The organism is Acinetobacter sp. YH12041 (genome assembly GCF_013419975.1).
Lineage (GTDB): Bacteria > Pseudomonadota > Gammaproteobacteria > Pseudomonadales > Moraxellaceae > Acinetobacter.
In genome coordinates, this window is record NZ_VOZC01000007.1 from 37,985 (window position 1) to 52,902 (window position 14,918).

Consider the following 14,918-nt stretch of genomic DNA (forward strand, 5'->3'; position numbering starts at 1 on the left):
TGAAATAAGCTTACTTTTAGAAAGTATTTAAGTATTTTCTACCTGCATATTGGGATATTCGACCCAGCGATAATCCTTAACTTTAATATCCCGAACATGATGAAAGCTGGACCAGATCAGTTTGCTACCTTTACTCCATTTTAATGTAGAGATACGAGATTCAACTTTCTCAATCTCTTCCGCTGTTGCAGGACGTAAAGAGCCAATCTCTGCATATAAACGTACACCGGGATAATGCTTAAATTTTCCCTTGAACATGGAACTTAACCAGAACAGTTTGCTGCTATTCACAGCCTGAATGCAGGCAAGTGGCTGATGCTGTAAATTTTCAGAGAAGGTGGTGGAGTAAGTATCAAAAAAGAAACCTGTACTAGACTGCTGATCCAGAAAGACAGTTCCGATCGGAGTAATACTAGGAAAGCCTCGGGGATTGACGGTTGCGATCGAACAATGCATTGCTGCACGCTGCGCATCTGCAACAACTTGACGGATATTTTGCCATTCAGAAGGGGAAATCATGATGTTTTCTCTTTATTATTTTAATCAAGCTTAATCTGTATGTCTAAAATAGGCATTGCCATAAAAATATTCAGGCAAGGGCAATTTAACCAATTAAATATATTAGGTAAATTCCCTGTAAACGAAAAAGAGCCGATATGGCTCTTTCAAATTTTAGAAATGGAAAAATGAATTAACCATCATATTCCACATAATCCCACAGGTTTAAGCGCGCTTTAATTTCTTTGCGGATATTCGGCAACATCGGGAGTAATGTCCCGTCAATCCATAAACTTAAAGCTTGTGCAGAAATCAGTTGCTGTTGTTCATCGACCAGTTGCGCGCCTTTAACCATCACCAGTGTTTCTTCAGAAGCTTCGGTTTCAACACCTTTGAATAGCACCTGTAATTCATAACCGGTATCCTGAATCAGCCATTCCAGTTCGACCTGGATATTCTGATTAGATTTAAGTACGACCTGACCTTCGACCAAGTCCGAATCAGACAGGCAGTCATGTTCAACCCGTATTTTGGCTAAAAACCATTCTTGTTGAGACAGATCCTGCAAGGTCTTAACAGGGGTGAGAATATCACTGAGTTTAAACTGACGACTTAAATCAAAAAATTGCATGGGAGTGGAAAGCGAAAATTCGCAAAATACTGGAAAAGTGTAATTTTAGAGCAATCAACGGAATAGGTAAAACCTTTGTAGGTATTGATCTGATTAATATATAAGAAATAAGCTGAAAAATATAAGTATAAAAACCCGATTTAGAGATTTAGTCAATTTTATATTGTTCAGCTTATCACCAATAAAGATTTAAAATATCCAAAGCCAACTATCAATTAAGGAAAAATCACATTAAATGTAATTTGATTGCAATGTATCTGTCATTACATTAACCATTCTCCCGGGAATTTTGTTGCCAGATTCATCATATAACGCTGGAACTGTGTCGTTTCAGGGTCATGATTATGCTGAATGACTGAACCATTTTTTTGGTGTTCCAGCCAAATGATCTCACCCTCTTTATCTAACTTCAGTTGATAAGCCATTCTGGGTAAATACTGGTTTAAGGACTTGGTAATTTCATCTTGGAGCTGATCAGATTCAATCACCAGACCGACTTCAGTGTTTAAATAGGCAGAGCGTGGATCAAAGTTAAAGGAACCAATAAATACCATGCCATCCAGATCAAAGAATTTGGCATGTAAACTGGAACTGTTCTTATTTTTGGCCGGAATAATATTACCGGTCATAATTTCATACCAGGTCCGTTTTGGCCGTTCAATATAAGGTTTGAATTCCCAGAGCTCGATTCCATTCTTGAGCAGCTGTTTACGGTATTGCTGATAATAGGCATGAACCAAAGCAACATCATTTGCTTGGAAAGAATTGGTTAAAATTCTGATTTTGACACCCTGTTGGGAACGTTTACTTAAATAATCCGCACCTTCCTGAGTAGGAATGAAATAAGAAGAAACCAATTCCAGGTGGTCTTTGGGTTCACCCATGAGTTCCAGCATATGGGTATAAATATAATCGCCATTCTGGGCGCTACGACGAACCTTGGAAGGGGCATCGGCAACAAAATAGGCATTTCCCCATTTGATCGGGCGCTTTCTCAGTTGTTCATCAATCTGCTGCTCCGCAATACCGACTCGGCGTTTCAATTCATTTTTATCGACTTCATCTTCTTTAAATTCAGTTCTTAGTCGTTTTAAAAGTTGTGGATTACCCGAATCATTTAGAACTTGTCGGATATCATAGCTTAGATCATCGTTCCAGAATTTGATAAAGGTTTGATTCGCATCGTGTGCTGGCTTTCCGGCAAAGAAAATATCAACATCGCTAAACTGAAAATCCTTACTGGCATCAAAATATTCACTACTGATATTCCGACCACCTGTGACCGCTGCCGTACCATCCGCAATAATCAGTTTGTTATGCATACGCGGATTAATATATTTCATACGGAATCCGTAATCCAGGGCACGCAATTGACGGAATTTATAAGGATTAAATAGTCGGACTTCGAAATTAGGATGCTGGGCTAAGGCCAGCAACTTATCATCCAGTTGAGTCCCGTTCTGGTCATCAATCTGAACCCGAACCTTCACGCCACGGTCTGCGGCTTTTAATAATTGGGAGAGGATCATGTTGCCAATATAGTCATCTTTCCAGATGTAATATTGCAGGTCGAGATGGTATTTGGCTTGATTAATCAGATATAACCTTGCCGCCATACTCATAAAACCGTCATATAAAGGCAGATAAGCCGTTTTCCCTTCCTGAATCTGTGGCAGTTGTTCCTCTCTGATCCAGTGGGTCGATTGTACTGGAGTAATAGCTTCTTCTTTTGCTGTATTGGGAGCTAATTCACAGCCAGAAATAGTCAGGCTAAAAACAAAAATACTTAAACATGTAATTGACGAGGGCTTAGTCATTGATGTTCCATTAGTTATAGGGGTTTTATTCCTCAACTTGTGATGTTAATGGTTGAATCTCCGAATAGAAAGAGGTTACTGTTAACCATCTGTAAATCAGTAATAAAAGGATCGTTTTACATGAAATCACGTGCAGCGGTTGCATTTGGCCCAGGTCAGCCATTAGAAATTGTGGAAGTAGATGTTGCTCCACCAAAAGCAGGTGAAGTACTGGTAAAAATTAGCCATACTGGCGTATGTCATACCGATGCATTTACCTTGTCTGGTGATGATCCGGAAGGCGTATTTCCAGCAATTTTAGGCCATGAAGGCGCGGGTGTGGTCGTTGAGGTAGGTGAAGGCGTGACGAGTCTGAAACCGGGTGATCATGTGATTCCACTTTACACAGCAGAATGTGGTGAATGTCTGTTCTGTAAATCGGGTAAGACCAACCTGTGTGTAGCGGTTCGTGCGACTCAGGGTAAAGGTGTAATGCCAGATGGAACTACCCGTTTTTCTTATAATGGCCAGCCGATTTATCATTATATGGGCTGTTCAACGTTCTCTGAATATACAGTCGTTGCAGAAGTTTCTCTGGCGAAAATTAACCCTGAAGCTAACCATGAGCAAGTGTGTTTATTGGGCTGTGGCGTGACTACCGGTATTGGTGCAGTACATAACACTGCTAAAGTACAGGAAGGCGATAGCGTCGCTGTATTTGGCTTAGGCGGTATTGGTCTTGCAGTTGTACAAGGTGCTCGCCAAGCCAAAGCCGGCCGTATTATTGCCGTGGATACCAATCCAGATAAATTCGAACTGGCTAAACAGTTTGGCGCTACTGATTTTGTGAATCCAAAAGACTATGACAAGCCAATTCAGCAAGTGATTGTGGAAATGACCGGTTGGGGCGTAGACCACTCTTTTGAATGTATTGGTAATGTCGACGTAATGCGTTCAGCACTAGAATGTGCACACCGTGGCTGGGGTCAGTCTGTGATTATTGGCGTAGCAGGTGCAGGTAAAGAAATCTCAACTCGTCCATTCCAGCTAGTCACAGGCCGTAAATGGATGGGTACGGCATTTGGTGGTGTTAAAGGCCGTTCTCAATTACCGGGCATGGTTGAACAGGCCATGAAAGGTGAAATTCAGTTAGAACCATTTGTGACACATAAGATGCCATTAGAACAGATCAATGAAGCCTTTGATCTGATGCATGAAGGCAAATCGATCCGTAGCGTGATTCATTTTGATTAAAATGATTTAGCGATTTAAACTTCATAAAGGCCGGTAAACACCGGCCTTTTATTTTAATAATTAAAATATATCAGATACATTTGCCTATCAAAGCACCACAGAGCTTTACCTAAAAAACACAAGGCTTCTAAGGTCATTACATGCCAGATGCTTATAGTGAATAGAAGCGTATCGATAGACGCGATTAAAACCATGTTTAAGAATCATTTTAAAGAATAAGGATAAGCTCTATGTCGAATGATAGATTTGATCGTATTAAAAATTCTCCTAAAGATGTCCGTGATGATTTAAATGCCGATCCAATTAGCGGCGAGCCAGGTGCACATCCTATTGGTACAGGCGTAGGTGCCGCCGGTGGTGCAGCTGCAGGTGCAGCGGTCGGTGCAGCAGGCGGTCCTGTTGGTGCAGCAGTAGGCGGTGTTGTGGGGGCAGTGGTCGGTGGTCTCGCAGGTAAAGGCGTAGGCGAAGCTGTGAACCCGACTGAAGAAGCAGCATTCTGGCGAGATAATGCCGTTGAAACCCCTTATTATTCAGATGCCCGTACCACGTATAGCGATTTAGATTACGATCGTGACTATGATGCGGCCTATCGTGTCGGTTATGAAAACCGTGGGGCATATGATGCTAATACCCGTTTTGAAGACGTAGAAAGCGATCTGAAAGTAAAATGGGAGCAAGTAAAAGGCCAGTCACGTCTGAACTGGGAACAGGCAAAATTTGCAGTACGTGATGCATGGAATCGCGTAACCCGTTAATTGCAAATGCCAAAACCAAGATCTAATATGCTCTTGGTTTTAAGGAAATGGGCAAAGTCTGCTGACCGTCACGACTTTGTCCATTATTAATATCTGAAAGGTTAGAATTCTAGGGCGATAAGTAAAAGTATAAATACTGATAAATATTTTTTTATATTTACTACTTGTCAAAACTGGATAGAGCGCGTATTTTAATTTCAGATTCACATTTTTATGAAAGACATAAACATGTTAAAGCAACCTATCATTTCAAACGCTTATTTTTATTTCTGGCAGTTTAGATAATTGCCTGAATGCGTTTGGGCAATGAAAAGGTTGCCCACCAGTTAATACCTGATCGGCAACCCTGATCAGGTTTTTTTATGCATGTGATTTAACAATTTTTTGGAGACAGCCATGACAAACTTTAACTATTCATACTTTAGCAACTTTTATTGGTCTTACTTTAGCCAGCTAATGACGCTTTCGACATCTTCGATTAGACCCATAACGCTCAAATAAAAGTTTGGACTGATTGCCAGTCCCAGGATTTAAAGTCATGAATATTGCAAATACATCACAACAACATCAAACAGAAACCATTTTAGCTTTGCCACAGCAACTTAAGCAGCAATTGCCACTGTCTCCGCAATTGGCTGTACAAGTCGCTGAACAGCGTCAAATTATTCAAAATATTTTAGAGTGTAAAGATCACCGTTTAATGGTGATTACCGGACCATGTTCCATTCATGATGAAGCTTCCGCACTGGAATATGCAGAAAAATTAAAACAGCTTCAGGAACAGGTTTCTGATCAAATTTTCCTGGTTATGCGGGCTTATATTGAAAAACCACGTACCACCGTAGGCTGGAAAGGCTTCCTGTATGACCCAGAACTCGATGGCTCATCCAATATGCAATTGGGTCTGGAAAAATCTCGTGCACTGTACCTAAAACTGATTGGCATGGGCCTGCCGATTGCCTCAGAGATCTTAAGTCCAATGGCAACGGCGTATTTCGATGATCTATTGGCCTGGGGTGCGATTGGCGCGCGTACCAGTGAATCACAAATTCACCGTGAAATTTCCAGCCATATGCCGTACAGCATCGGTTTCAAAAATGGGACAGATGGTTCGATTCAAATTGCTCTTGATGCTATTCAGTCAGCTTCCAATCCACATCAGTTCATGGGCATGAGCCAATCGGGTCTGCCGTGTATCCTGAGCTCAAAAGGGAATCCAAAAGCACATTTGATCCTGCGTGGTTCAAATAGTGGTCCGAACTACCAGTTGTCTGAAATTGAAAAAATTAAAGCGAAACACTCAACCGATTTGCCGGCCCTGGTTATTGATTGCAGTCATGGTAATAGTTCAAAAAACCCAATGCTACAACCTGAAGTGCTGGAGCAGATCGTCGCTGAACGTTTGCACAGCAATGTGCGGGGTGTAATGCTCGAAAGTCATCTGGTCGATGGCAATCAGAAAATCTCTGAAGATATGGTTTACGGCCAGTCAGTGACTGATGGATGTCTGGGCTGGACAAAAACCGAGCAATTATTGTTAAATATGGCTGATTCACTGCGATGCGAAAGTTTAAAGCGTAGCGCTTAAACTCACGATCTTATCTTTCCTCAATTCGTTGAGGAAAGATATTATGATCGGATATGGTTGTTCAGAAGTATTTTTCTAAATGCTGAAAGCAACAATTCGATATTTTGAAAATTAAAACAATGAGTATTAAAACGATTTTAAAAAATTCATAAAAAATAATTAATTTAAAAAAATAAACAATAACAATAATTTATTAGAGGTCAGCCTGATACTGTTTTTAAACAGCGGATGAGTAATGATCCCGGGAAGCTTGCTATGTATACAACTGAATTACTCGATGAAGCACGTAAATTTATGCACCATATGCTGACCAAAGTCGTGGAATATGGTAGTTCCGACCTTTTTATTACAGCTGATTTCCCGCCCAGTATCAAACAGCAGGGGTTGATGAAACCATTTGGTCAGCAGAAACTCACAGCCGATAAGACCCGTTTGTTTGCTTATGCCTTGATGAATGAGCGACAGATTCAGGAATTTGAATCGGTGATGGAATGCAATTTTAGTATTAGCATCCCGGGCGTGTCGCGCTTCCGGGTTAATGTCTTTCAGCAACAGCACAATGTAGGCATGGTGATTCGAATCATTACGACAGATATTCCAAGCTTTGAGCAGTTAGGCTTACCAGCTTCATTGCAACAGGTCATCATGCAGAAACGTGGTTTGGTGCTGGTAGTTGGTGCAACGGGTGTCGGGAAATCGACTACATTGGCAGCCATGATTGATTATCGTAATACGCATACTGAAGGGCATATTATTACGATCGAAGACCCGGTGGAATATGTCTATCAGCATAAAAACTCGATGATCACCCAGCGTGAAATTGGTGTAGATTGCGTTTCCTGGCACAATGCACTGATTAATACCATGCGGCAGGCACCTGACGTTATCGTGATTGGCGAAATCAGGGATACAGACAGTATGGAGCATGCAATTGCCTTTGCTGAATCTGGCCATTTATGTCTTGCAACACTCCATTCTAATAATGCCTATCAGGCACTGGACCGGATTATTAACTTCTTTCCAGAAGAACGCCGTAATCAGTTACTGCTAGATTTATCAGCTAATATCAAAGCCGTGATTTCTCAGCGGCTAATTCGCACTGAAGATGGTAAAGGTCGTCGTGCGGCGGTAGAAATTCTGCAAAATACTCCTTTAGTTTCTGACCTGATTCGTAAAGGTGAATTCCATGAACTTAAAACGATTATGGCTCGTTCGCGGGAACTGGGCATGCAAACCTTTGATCAGGCATTATTTGATTTATATAACCAAGGCATTATTTCTTATGAAGAAGCCTTGCGTAATGCAGACTCCAGCAATGAATTACGTTTGCAAATCAAGCTGAAGAGCAGTCGTATCAATCCTGTTTTACAGGCAGAAAATGCCCAGATTTCACTTCTGGAACAGTCCAGATCGCGTGCACTTTCTCCTGATTAATCTTGGCTTTTTAATAAACAGACTACTATTCAGTTCAATAGAACTGAGTCATAAATCTTCTTTAATGGTGGCTTTTAAGCAAGGCAGTTTTAGGCCACCTATCTAATTTTTTAATTTTATCCTTACTTGCCTGGTGAATTCAGTTTCACCGTCTTGCATTTATCCTGAATATGATCTTTTTCATTGTAATATTCTTTTAAAATGAAATAGGTTTTAAAAGGCAATATATGTCTACTTAATTGATATTTAATTGAACTACATCACATAAATTTTAAAAAAATATTTTCTTTATAAATCAAATCTATTTGAGGCTTTAAAAAAAACGCTGCACAATAAAAATCAAATGATATTGGCATGAATCAAGCATTTAAATTCATGTAATTGTGTATTTCCAGGGGAAGAGAATGTTCACGGCAGAACTGTTGGACGAAGCAAAAAAATTCATGCATCACATGCTGACCAAAGTAGTGGAATATGGGGGCTCAGACTTATTTATTACCGCAGATTTTCCACCGAGTATTAAACATCAGGGCTTAATGAAGCCCTTTGGACAACAAATTCTTACTGCTGAAAAAACCAAACTGTTTGCTTATAGCTTGATGAATGATAAACAGCGTCAAGAGTTTGAAGCTGAACTGGAATGTAACTTCGCGATTACTGTACCGGGTGTATCGCGCTTCCGGGTAAATGTTTTTGTACAACAGCTTCAGGTCGGGATGGTGATCCGGACCATTACGGCAGAAATTCCAAATTTCCAGAAACTGAAATTACCAGAATCATTGAAACACGTGATTATGGAAAAACGCGGTCTGGTACTGGTTGTAGGAGGAACGGGTTCAGGTAAATCGACCTCTCTGGCAGCGATGATTGACTACCGCAATGAAAATTCGGCGGGGCATATCATTACCGTGGAAGATCCGGTGGAATATGTACATAAACACAAGAAATCCATGATTACTCACCGTGAAGTTGGAGTCGATTGCCATTCCTGGCACAATGCGCTGAAAAATACCTTGCGTCAGGCCCCCGATGTAATTCTGATCGGTGAGATTCGGGATACCGAAACCATGGAACACGCAATTGCCTTTGCTGAAACCGGACATTTATGTCTGGGTACACTGCATTCCAATAATGCTAACCAGACTTTGGACCGGATTATTAACTTCTTCCCGGAAGAACGCCGTAATCAGTTATTAATGGATTTATCTTCGAATATGAAGGCGATTATTTCCCAGCGTCTGATTCGTACTCAGGATGGAAAAGGGCGTCGGGCTGCAATTGAAATCATGTTAAATACACCTTTGATTTCTGATCTGATTCTAAAAGGTGAGTTTCATGAGCTGAAAGCCATTATGGGCAAATCTCGTGAACTGGGCATGCAGACTTTCGATCAGGCCTTATTTGACCTGTATAACGAGGGTGCGATTTCTTATGAGGAAGCATTGCGTAATGCTGATTCGACTAATGAATTACGTTTACAGATCAAGCTGAAAAGCAACCGCCAGGATAATCCTGCTGCTGGAGAAGCAACACAATTCACGATGATGCAAGAACCGAAAGCTGAAGAAAAAGAACAGGAAAATACTTCAGCATCTGAATAAATACATCTTCGTGTCAGAATTAAAACAGGCAGTTCATCTGCCTGTTTTTTTATTATATTTAGATATTAACTTGTATTAGGCAGTCTTAACTTGAACGACCAGTTTAAAGTAAACAATACTGCATAAGGTGAGTAAACTACAGAGAATAAAGGCGAACTGATAACTATAAGTCGCAATAAGCGCCCCAATCAGTAGCGAACCGACCGCAATTCCTACATCATAGAAGGTATAAAAGGTCGAAGTAGCATAACCAATCCGGTGTTTCGGTGCACGTTGAATGGCCAGTGTTTGAATGCAAGGTTGTGCGCTGCCAAAACCGATACCAATCAATACCGCAGCCAGCAGGAATCCCCCCAACGTCTGAATCTGACTGAGTAAAAAGAGTCCTAAGCTAAAGATGAGTAGCGCAGGATAAATCACATATTGTGGACCTTTGCGATCGTAAATTTTTCCGGTAATCGGACGTAAACTCATCATGGAAATGGCGAATACGACAAAGAATAAACTGGCATAAGCCATCAGGTTTTTACTGGCAGCAAAAGGTGCAATAAAAGACATGATGCTGGCATAAGAGAAAGAAATCAGAGCTGCCAGAACAGCAACAGGCAATGCTTTCTTTTCTACAACATCAGACAACACCAGTCCTTTTTTCTCAGGAATAGTTTGAATGATGTGCTCAGGCTCTTTGACCGGAATCATTAAGCAGAAAGCAAATCCGATAAAAACTAATGCAATAAGCAGCGTTGTGATCTGAAAATAAGACCAGTATTCAATCAGACTTAAGCCAATCAATGGTCCTAGAACAATACCCAGATTGACTGACATGACGTAATAGCCCATGCCTTCGCCTTTACGCTGTTCTGGAATAAACTGATTTACTACAGGGACACAGACGGTAGTCAAAATACTAAACCAGATCCCATGCAAAAAACGGATGATAAATAAGGTCGTCAACTGATCGGCAAGCAGGTAGGCTAGGGAAAATAGACTGAAAAAGATTCCAGAAACAATCAGGGTTTTACGGATACCCAATTTTTCAATAATTAGGCCACTAAATGGTCGTACAGCAATCGCTGAAATCATGAACAAGGTCATGGCCAGACCAGCTTGGGCTAAGTTTCCGCCTAATTCTTTCAGGATATAAATCGGTAAAATCGTGGTTTGTGCAAAATAGAAAATAAATAAAAACAGGTTATTGGCCAGACACAGCACAAAAGGCTTGGTCCATAAAGGCAATAGATTGGATTTCATAATTTTCCTAAATTGATCTATAGGGAAATGCTGCGATGAGCATGAATATTATTTTTATAAAGCAGCCTGAGCTATCTGATGCGAGTGATAGCAGGTACAGCAAAGACTTTAAGAAAAATGTGTGAAAAATACAATAAAATTCCGATATAAATACATTGTATTTGATGGTGAGCTTTAAATACGAAGTTTTCAATGCGTAAAAAAATCAGCCCGCAGGCTGATTCTTATTTTTCCATACTAAATCAAAGTAGCTTATAGGCCAGCTTCATATTCTGTATTAGACAATAGCTTTTCTACATCTGCCATATTGTCCGGTTTGATTTTATAGATCCAGCCTTTGCCATACGGGTCATCATTAATGAAATCAGGATCATCTTCAAGCGCAGCATTGATTTCAACCACTGTACCAGAGACAGGTGCATGAATATCAGAAGCAGTTTTCACTGATTCAACCACGCCAGCCTGTTCGCCCGCAGTAATATGTGAGTCAAGATCTGGTGCTTCTACATAAACCAGATCACCTAATGCATCCTGTGCATGGTCGGAAATACCGGTCACAACAAGATCACCCTCAATGCGTACCCATTCATGCGTACTTGCGTACTTTAATTCTGAAGGATGATTCATTGATAACTCCCTAAAAATCTTAAGATCATTTTTGATATGTTTTATACATTCTTTTTGGCCAAAACAAAAGGTTTATCCGTGCTTATAAATAAGGATCTTTACGCCAGTTGCTCGGGCTACGACCACTCCAGCGCTTAAACGCCCGACTAAAATTGGCCACATCACTATAGCCAAGTTCATCAGCGATCTGCTCCAGAGTAAAGTCTGTACGGGATAATAAGGAAGTGGCATGCCGGTAGCGCACTTCATCCACTAGCGTAGAGAAAGAAGTACCTTCAGCGGCCAACTGACGCTTTAAGGTTCGATCCGACATATGCAGCCGTTCAGCTACGCTTTCAATACTCAGATAATGCTGTTCGGAATGAGTCAGAATATCCCGTACCCGCATGGCAATCCGGTGCCGTTCACCAAGTGCCGATAATTCAGCTTCACACTGGTTAATCGCAATCTGGCTAGCAATCGGATCAGCGTGTACCAACTTGTTCATCAGGTAGCTTTTATCAAAGCTTAAAATTAAATGCGGCTGTTCAAAACGGAACTGATGCGTAGGAAATTTCGCCATGAAGCGCTCAAAACCTTCCGGTTTTTTGAAATCAAAGTCGATTTCACCGGTTGCATCGTTAACCCCGGTAATGGCTTTGGCCATACTGATCAGGCCAATCATCAGGGCAATTGAAATTTCGGTGCGAAGCGGTTCCAGCTGAATATCAGTTTGCAACTGTACGGTTGCCTTAGCGCCAAAGGTCGAGAAAAATAGCTGCAGGAAGGGTAAACGTAACTGAATGAATCGGTTCGCTAGCACCAGAGCTTCGGTAATATTATTCGCCGTCATGATGGCATAACCGATAAAGCCATGAATCGAAATCCGCATCTGGGTACCTAAGTGATAACCCAGTGTCGGTTCACCAGTGAGCTTCAGGGCATGCTTGACCAGTTCATTGGCCACAGGGGTCGGAATACGGTAATCAGGATCTGCCAACTGTTCACTGGTCAGGCCAAAAGGCTTAAAAAGCGACTCATTATTATACCCCCAGCGGGAAATGACATCGAGAAGCAAGAGACCGTATACACCTGGAATACCTTGGTCTTGGCGTGGAGCTATTGTTTTCATGCGCGATCCGTTGCACTCATTCAAATTTTTTTATTTTCACTTCATATTGGCATGAAAAAGCCATTTTCTTGATAAAAATTGTTGGACAAAGCTGTGGCAATTTCCACAAGCAGATTTTAATCAACTTAAAGCAGAGTAGCTCAACTTAAAGTTGGAAATCAATGTAAACCAGAGATATTTTAGGGATTTAATTTTAAGCCTACAGATTTCTATTAATTCAGAATAGGGCTGTTTTTTGAATAATCTGGAATTTAAAAATGCTTGTGGAATAGTTGATATTCCCATAAAAGCAAACCGAAGCATGGCTATTCAAGTGACTCAAATAGAATGCTTCGGTTTCTGTTGTAGAGCTTAGCTACTACTGAATAGAGCGATTATGCTTCGTGTAAGTTATCAGTTTTGGCATGTTGCTGTACCAAGAACCCGCCGGTTTGACGCTGCCATAGCTGCGCATAGATTCCGTTTAAGGCCACCAGTTCATCATGCGTACCTTGCTCGGCAATTTTACCTTGATCCATCACAATCAGACGATCCATCTGCGCAATGGTAGAAAGACGATGCGCAATGGCAATAACCGTTTTACCTTGCATCAAATCATCCAGACTATTCTGAATAGCCGCTTCGACCTCGGAATCCAGAGCACTTGTGGCTTCATCCAGAATCAGAATCGGTGCATCTTTCAGGAATACCCGGGAAATGGCAATACGTTGGCGTTGTCCACCAGAAAGCTTCACGCCACGTTCACCCACATAGGCTTCATAGCCTCTACGGCCACGCAAATCAGTCAGATTCGGAATAAATTCTTCCGCTTTGGCCTTGCGTACAGCTTCAAACATCTCTTCATCAGTTGCATCCGGACGACCGTATTTGATATTTTCAGCTACGGTACGATGCAGCAAAGACGTATCCTGAGTGACCAGCGCAATGTTTTTACGCAGGCTGTCCTGAGTGACATCGGCAATATCCTGACCATCAATCAGAATACGGCCCTGATTCAGATGATAGAAATGCAATAGCAATTGAATCAGGGTTGATTTACCGGCACCGGAACGCCCCACGATCCCGATTTTTTCACCCGGACGAATGGTCAGATTAAACTGGTCAATGACCGGTTTTTCATTATAGGCAAAAGTGACATTATCAAATTTAATCTCACCGTGTTTTAGCTCCAGTTCTTTCGCATCTTCTTTGTCTTGAATATTGATCCGACGACCTAGAGTTTTCATCCCGTCCTGAATGGTACCGACATTTTCAAACAGGGCAGAGGTCTGCCACATCATGAACTCGGCAATACTATTCAGCTTTAATACCATCGCTGTAGTGGCTGCAATAATCCCGAGCTGCGCCTGACCTTGCATCCAGAGCCAGATCGCAGTTCCCAGCACACCTGCATACAGCACAACGCTCAGCATCAGAATGCTGATTTCGTATTGAGCGCCCAGCCGCATCTGTTTATATACCGTAACCATAAATTCCTGCATGGAGGATTTGGCATACTGGCTTTCACGACCCGCATGCGCAAAGAGTTTTACGGTCTGAATATTGGTATAGGCATCAGTCACACGTCCGGTCATGACTGCACGCGCATCCGCTTGTAAGGACGAAATCTTGCTTAGTCTTGGAATGAAATAGCAGGCAGCACAGATAAACAGTAATAACCAGACCATAAGCGGCAAGATAAGTAAAGGTGAAATGGCACCCAAAACAATATTGATTGTGACGAAATAAATCAACACATAGGCCAGCATATCGCCCAAAATGACCCAGAATTCCCGGATCGCCAGCGCCGTTTGCATGACTTTGGCCGATAAACGTCCGGCAAAATCATTATGGAAGAAGTCCAAACTCTGTTTGAGCAATAAATTATGGAAGCGCCAACGCAGACGCATCGGGAAATTACTGTATAAAATCTGATGCTTGATCAGGGACTGGGCACTGGCAAACAGGATATTGGCCAGCAAGATAATACTCAATAAGGTCAGGTTGCTGGCATGTTGATCTAAAAAAGTCTCTGGCTGACTTTGACTCAACCAGTTCACCAGATCACCAATTTTTGAATACAGTAAGGCCTCAAAACTGGCTGCACCTGCGGTACACAATACTAGAATCAGCAAATAACGGCGTACCCCATAAGCTGCTTGCCAGACAAAGGGGAAAAACCTGGTGGGTAAAGGTTGATTCAGGTTTTTGGTGGGATAGGGGTCTACCAGCCGTTCAAGCCATCGAAACATTAACGTACTCTTATCATGTATTTTCTTTGCGGAAATTATAAAGGATTCTGCTTTTTGAAGTCTGAATTTGAGTGAAATTGCCACAAATGTTTAACTAAATCAAACTTTAGGTTGCAGAGCAAAAACTCATGCCAGATTTAT

At 41.5% G+C, this 14,918-nt stretch carries 12 protein-coding genes; 5 read left to right on the top strand and 7 right to left on the bottom strand.

The annotated features are described in order from the left end of the window. Positions 1–27 precede the first annotated feature (27 nt). From FTU00_RS07780 to FTU00_RS07790, 3 genes are all read right to left on the bottom strand, one after another. The gene (locus tag FTU00_RS07780) at positions 28–519 is read right to left on the bottom strand and encodes a pyridoxamine 5'-phosphate oxidase family protein (RefSeq protein WP_159122904.1); all 492 of its coding nucleotides are present in this window, start codon (positions 517–519) and stop codon (positions 28–30) included. 172 nt (positions 520–691) lie between these two features. Then, complete coding sequence (locus tag FTU00_RS07785; RefSeq protein ID WP_125278624.1) at positions 692–1,129, bottom strand: hypothetical protein; 438 nt, start codon at positions 1,127–1,129, stop codon at positions 692–694. A gap of 263 nt (positions 1,130–1,392) precedes the next feature. Beyond that, complete coding sequence (locus tag FTU00_RS07790; protein WP_166138148.1) at positions 1,393–2,946, bottom strand: phospholipase D family protein; 1,554 nt, start codon at positions 2,944–2,946, stop codon at positions 1,393–1,395. A 120-nt stretch (positions 2,947–3,066) separates the two neighbouring features. Here FTU00_RS07790 and FTU00_RS07795 point away from each other — a divergent pair, with 120 nt between their 5' ends. The 5 genes from FTU00_RS07795 (at position 3,067) to FTU00_RS07815 (ending at position 9,557) form a co-directional block, all read left to right on the top strand. Further along, on the top strand, positions 3,067–4,179 hold the full coding sequence (locus FTU00_RS07795) for an S-(hydroxymethyl)glutathione dehydrogenase/class III alcohol dehydrogenase (RefSeq protein ID WP_180053222.1): 1,113 nt from the start codon (positions 3,067–3,069) through the stop codon (positions 4,177–4,179). 230 nt (positions 4,180–4,409) lie between these two features. Continuing rightward, on the top strand, positions 4,410–4,934 hold the full coding sequence (locus FTU00_RS07800) for a hypothetical protein (RefSeq protein WP_180053223.1): 525 nt from the start codon (positions 4,410–4,412) through the stop codon (positions 4,932–4,934). A 538-nt stretch (positions 4,935–5,472) separates the two neighbouring features. Then, positions 5,473–6,522 carry a 3-deoxy-7-phosphoheptulonate synthase gene (locus tag FTU00_RS07805; RefSeq protein ID WP_180179457.1) on the top strand — a complete coding sequence of 350 codons (1,050 nt, stop codon included), beginning with the start codon at positions 5,473–5,475 and terminating at the stop codon, positions 6,520–6,522. A gap of 255 nt (positions 6,523–6,777) precedes the next feature. Continuing rightward, the gene (locus FTU00_RS07810) at positions 6,778–7,956 is read left to right on the top strand and encodes a PilT/PilU family type 4a pilus ATPase (RefSeq protein WP_180130790.1); all 1,179 of its coding nucleotides are present in this window, start codon (positions 6,778–6,780) and stop codon (positions 7,954–7,956) included. A 404-nt stretch (positions 7,957–8,360) separates the two neighbouring features. Further along, positions 8,361–9,557 (top strand): PilT/PilU family type 4a pilus ATPase, encoded by a 1,197-nt coding sequence (locus FTU00_RS07815; RefSeq protein ID WP_125278619.1) that lies wholly within the window; start codon positions 8,361–8,363, stop codon positions 9,555–9,557. A 75-nt stretch (positions 9,558–9,632) separates the two neighbouring features. Here the strand turns inward: FTU00_RS07815 and FTU00_RS07820 are convergent, their stop codons facing one another. From FTU00_RS07820 to FTU00_RS07835, 4 genes are all read right to left on the bottom strand, one after another. Further along, on the bottom strand, positions 9,633–10,808 hold the full coding sequence (locus FTU00_RS07820; RefSeq protein WP_179992609.1) for an MFS transporter: 1,176 nt from the start codon (positions 10,806–10,808) through the stop codon (positions 9,633–9,635). A gap of 252 nt (positions 10,809–11,060) precedes the next feature. Further along, on the bottom strand, positions 11,061–11,435 hold the full coding sequence (gene gcvH / locus FTU00_RS07825; RefSeq protein ID WP_104426083.1) for a glycine cleavage system protein GcvH: 375 nt from the start codon (positions 11,433–11,435) through the stop codon (positions 11,061–11,063). A gap of 82 nt (positions 11,436–11,517) precedes the next feature. Next, positions 11,518–12,546 (bottom strand): AraC family transcriptional regulator, encoded by a 1,029-nt coding sequence (locus FTU00_RS07830; protein WP_104426084.1) that lies wholly within the window; start codon positions 12,544–12,546, stop codon positions 11,518–11,520. A gap of 374 nt (positions 12,547–12,920) precedes the next feature. Further along, a complete protein-coding gene (locus FTU00_RS07835) occupies positions 12,921–14,777 on the bottom strand; it encodes an ABC transporter ATP-binding protein (protein WP_180179458.1) in 1,857 nt (618 codons plus the stop codon). Positions 14,778–14,918 lie beyond the last annotated feature (141 nt).

What these genes read in the sequence shown, in the direction of transcription:
- FTU00_RS07780 (WP_159122904.1), bottom strand. Translation starts at nt 519, where the DNA reads ATGATTTCCCCTTCTGAATGGCAAAATATCCGTCAAGTTGTTGCAGAT.
- FTU00_RS07785 (WP_125278624.1), bottom strand. Translation starts at nt 1,129, where the DNA reads ATGCAATTTTTTGATTTAAGTCGTCAGTTTAAACTCAGTGATATTCTC.
- FTU00_RS07790 (WP_166138148.1), bottom strand. Translation starts at nt 2,946, where the DNA reads ATGACTAAGCCCTCGTCAATTACATGTTTAAGTATTTTTGTTTTTAGC.
- FTU00_RS07795 (WP_180053222.1), top strand. Translation starts at nt 3,067, where the DNA reads ATGAAATCACGTGCAGCGGTTGCATTTGGCCCAGGTCAGCCATTAGAA.
- FTU00_RS07800 (WP_180053223.1), top strand. Translation starts at nt 4,410, where the DNA reads ATGTCGAATGATAGATTTGATCGTATTAAAAATTCTCCTAAAGATGTC.
- FTU00_RS07805 (WP_180179457.1), top strand. Translation starts at nt 5,473, where the DNA reads ATGAATATTGCAAATACATCACAACAACATCAAACAGAAACCATTTTA.
- FTU00_RS07810 (WP_180130790.1), top strand. Translation starts at nt 6,778, where the DNA reads ATGTATACAACTGAATTACTCGATGAAGCACGTAAATTTATGCACCAT.
- FTU00_RS07815 (WP_125278619.1), top strand. Translation starts at nt 8,361, where the DNA reads ATGTTCACGGCAGAACTGTTGGACGAAGCAAAAAAATTCATGCATCAC.
- FTU00_RS07820 (WP_179992609.1), bottom strand. Translation starts at nt 10,808, where the DNA reads ATGAAATCCAATCTATTGCCTTTATGGACCAAGCCTTTTGTGCTGTGT.
- gcvH (WP_104426083.1), bottom strand. Translation starts at nt 11,435, where the DNA reads ATGAATCATCCTTCAGAATTAAAGTACGCAAGTACGCATGAATGGGTA.
- FTU00_RS07830 (WP_104426084.1), bottom strand. Translation starts at nt 12,546, where the DNA reads ATGAAAACAATAGCTCCACGCCAAGACCAAGGTATTCCAGGTGTATAC.
- FTU00_RS07835 (WP_180179458.1), bottom strand. Translation starts at nt 14,777, where the DNA reads ATGTTTCGATGGCTTGAACGGCTGGTAGACCCCTATCCCACCAAAAAC.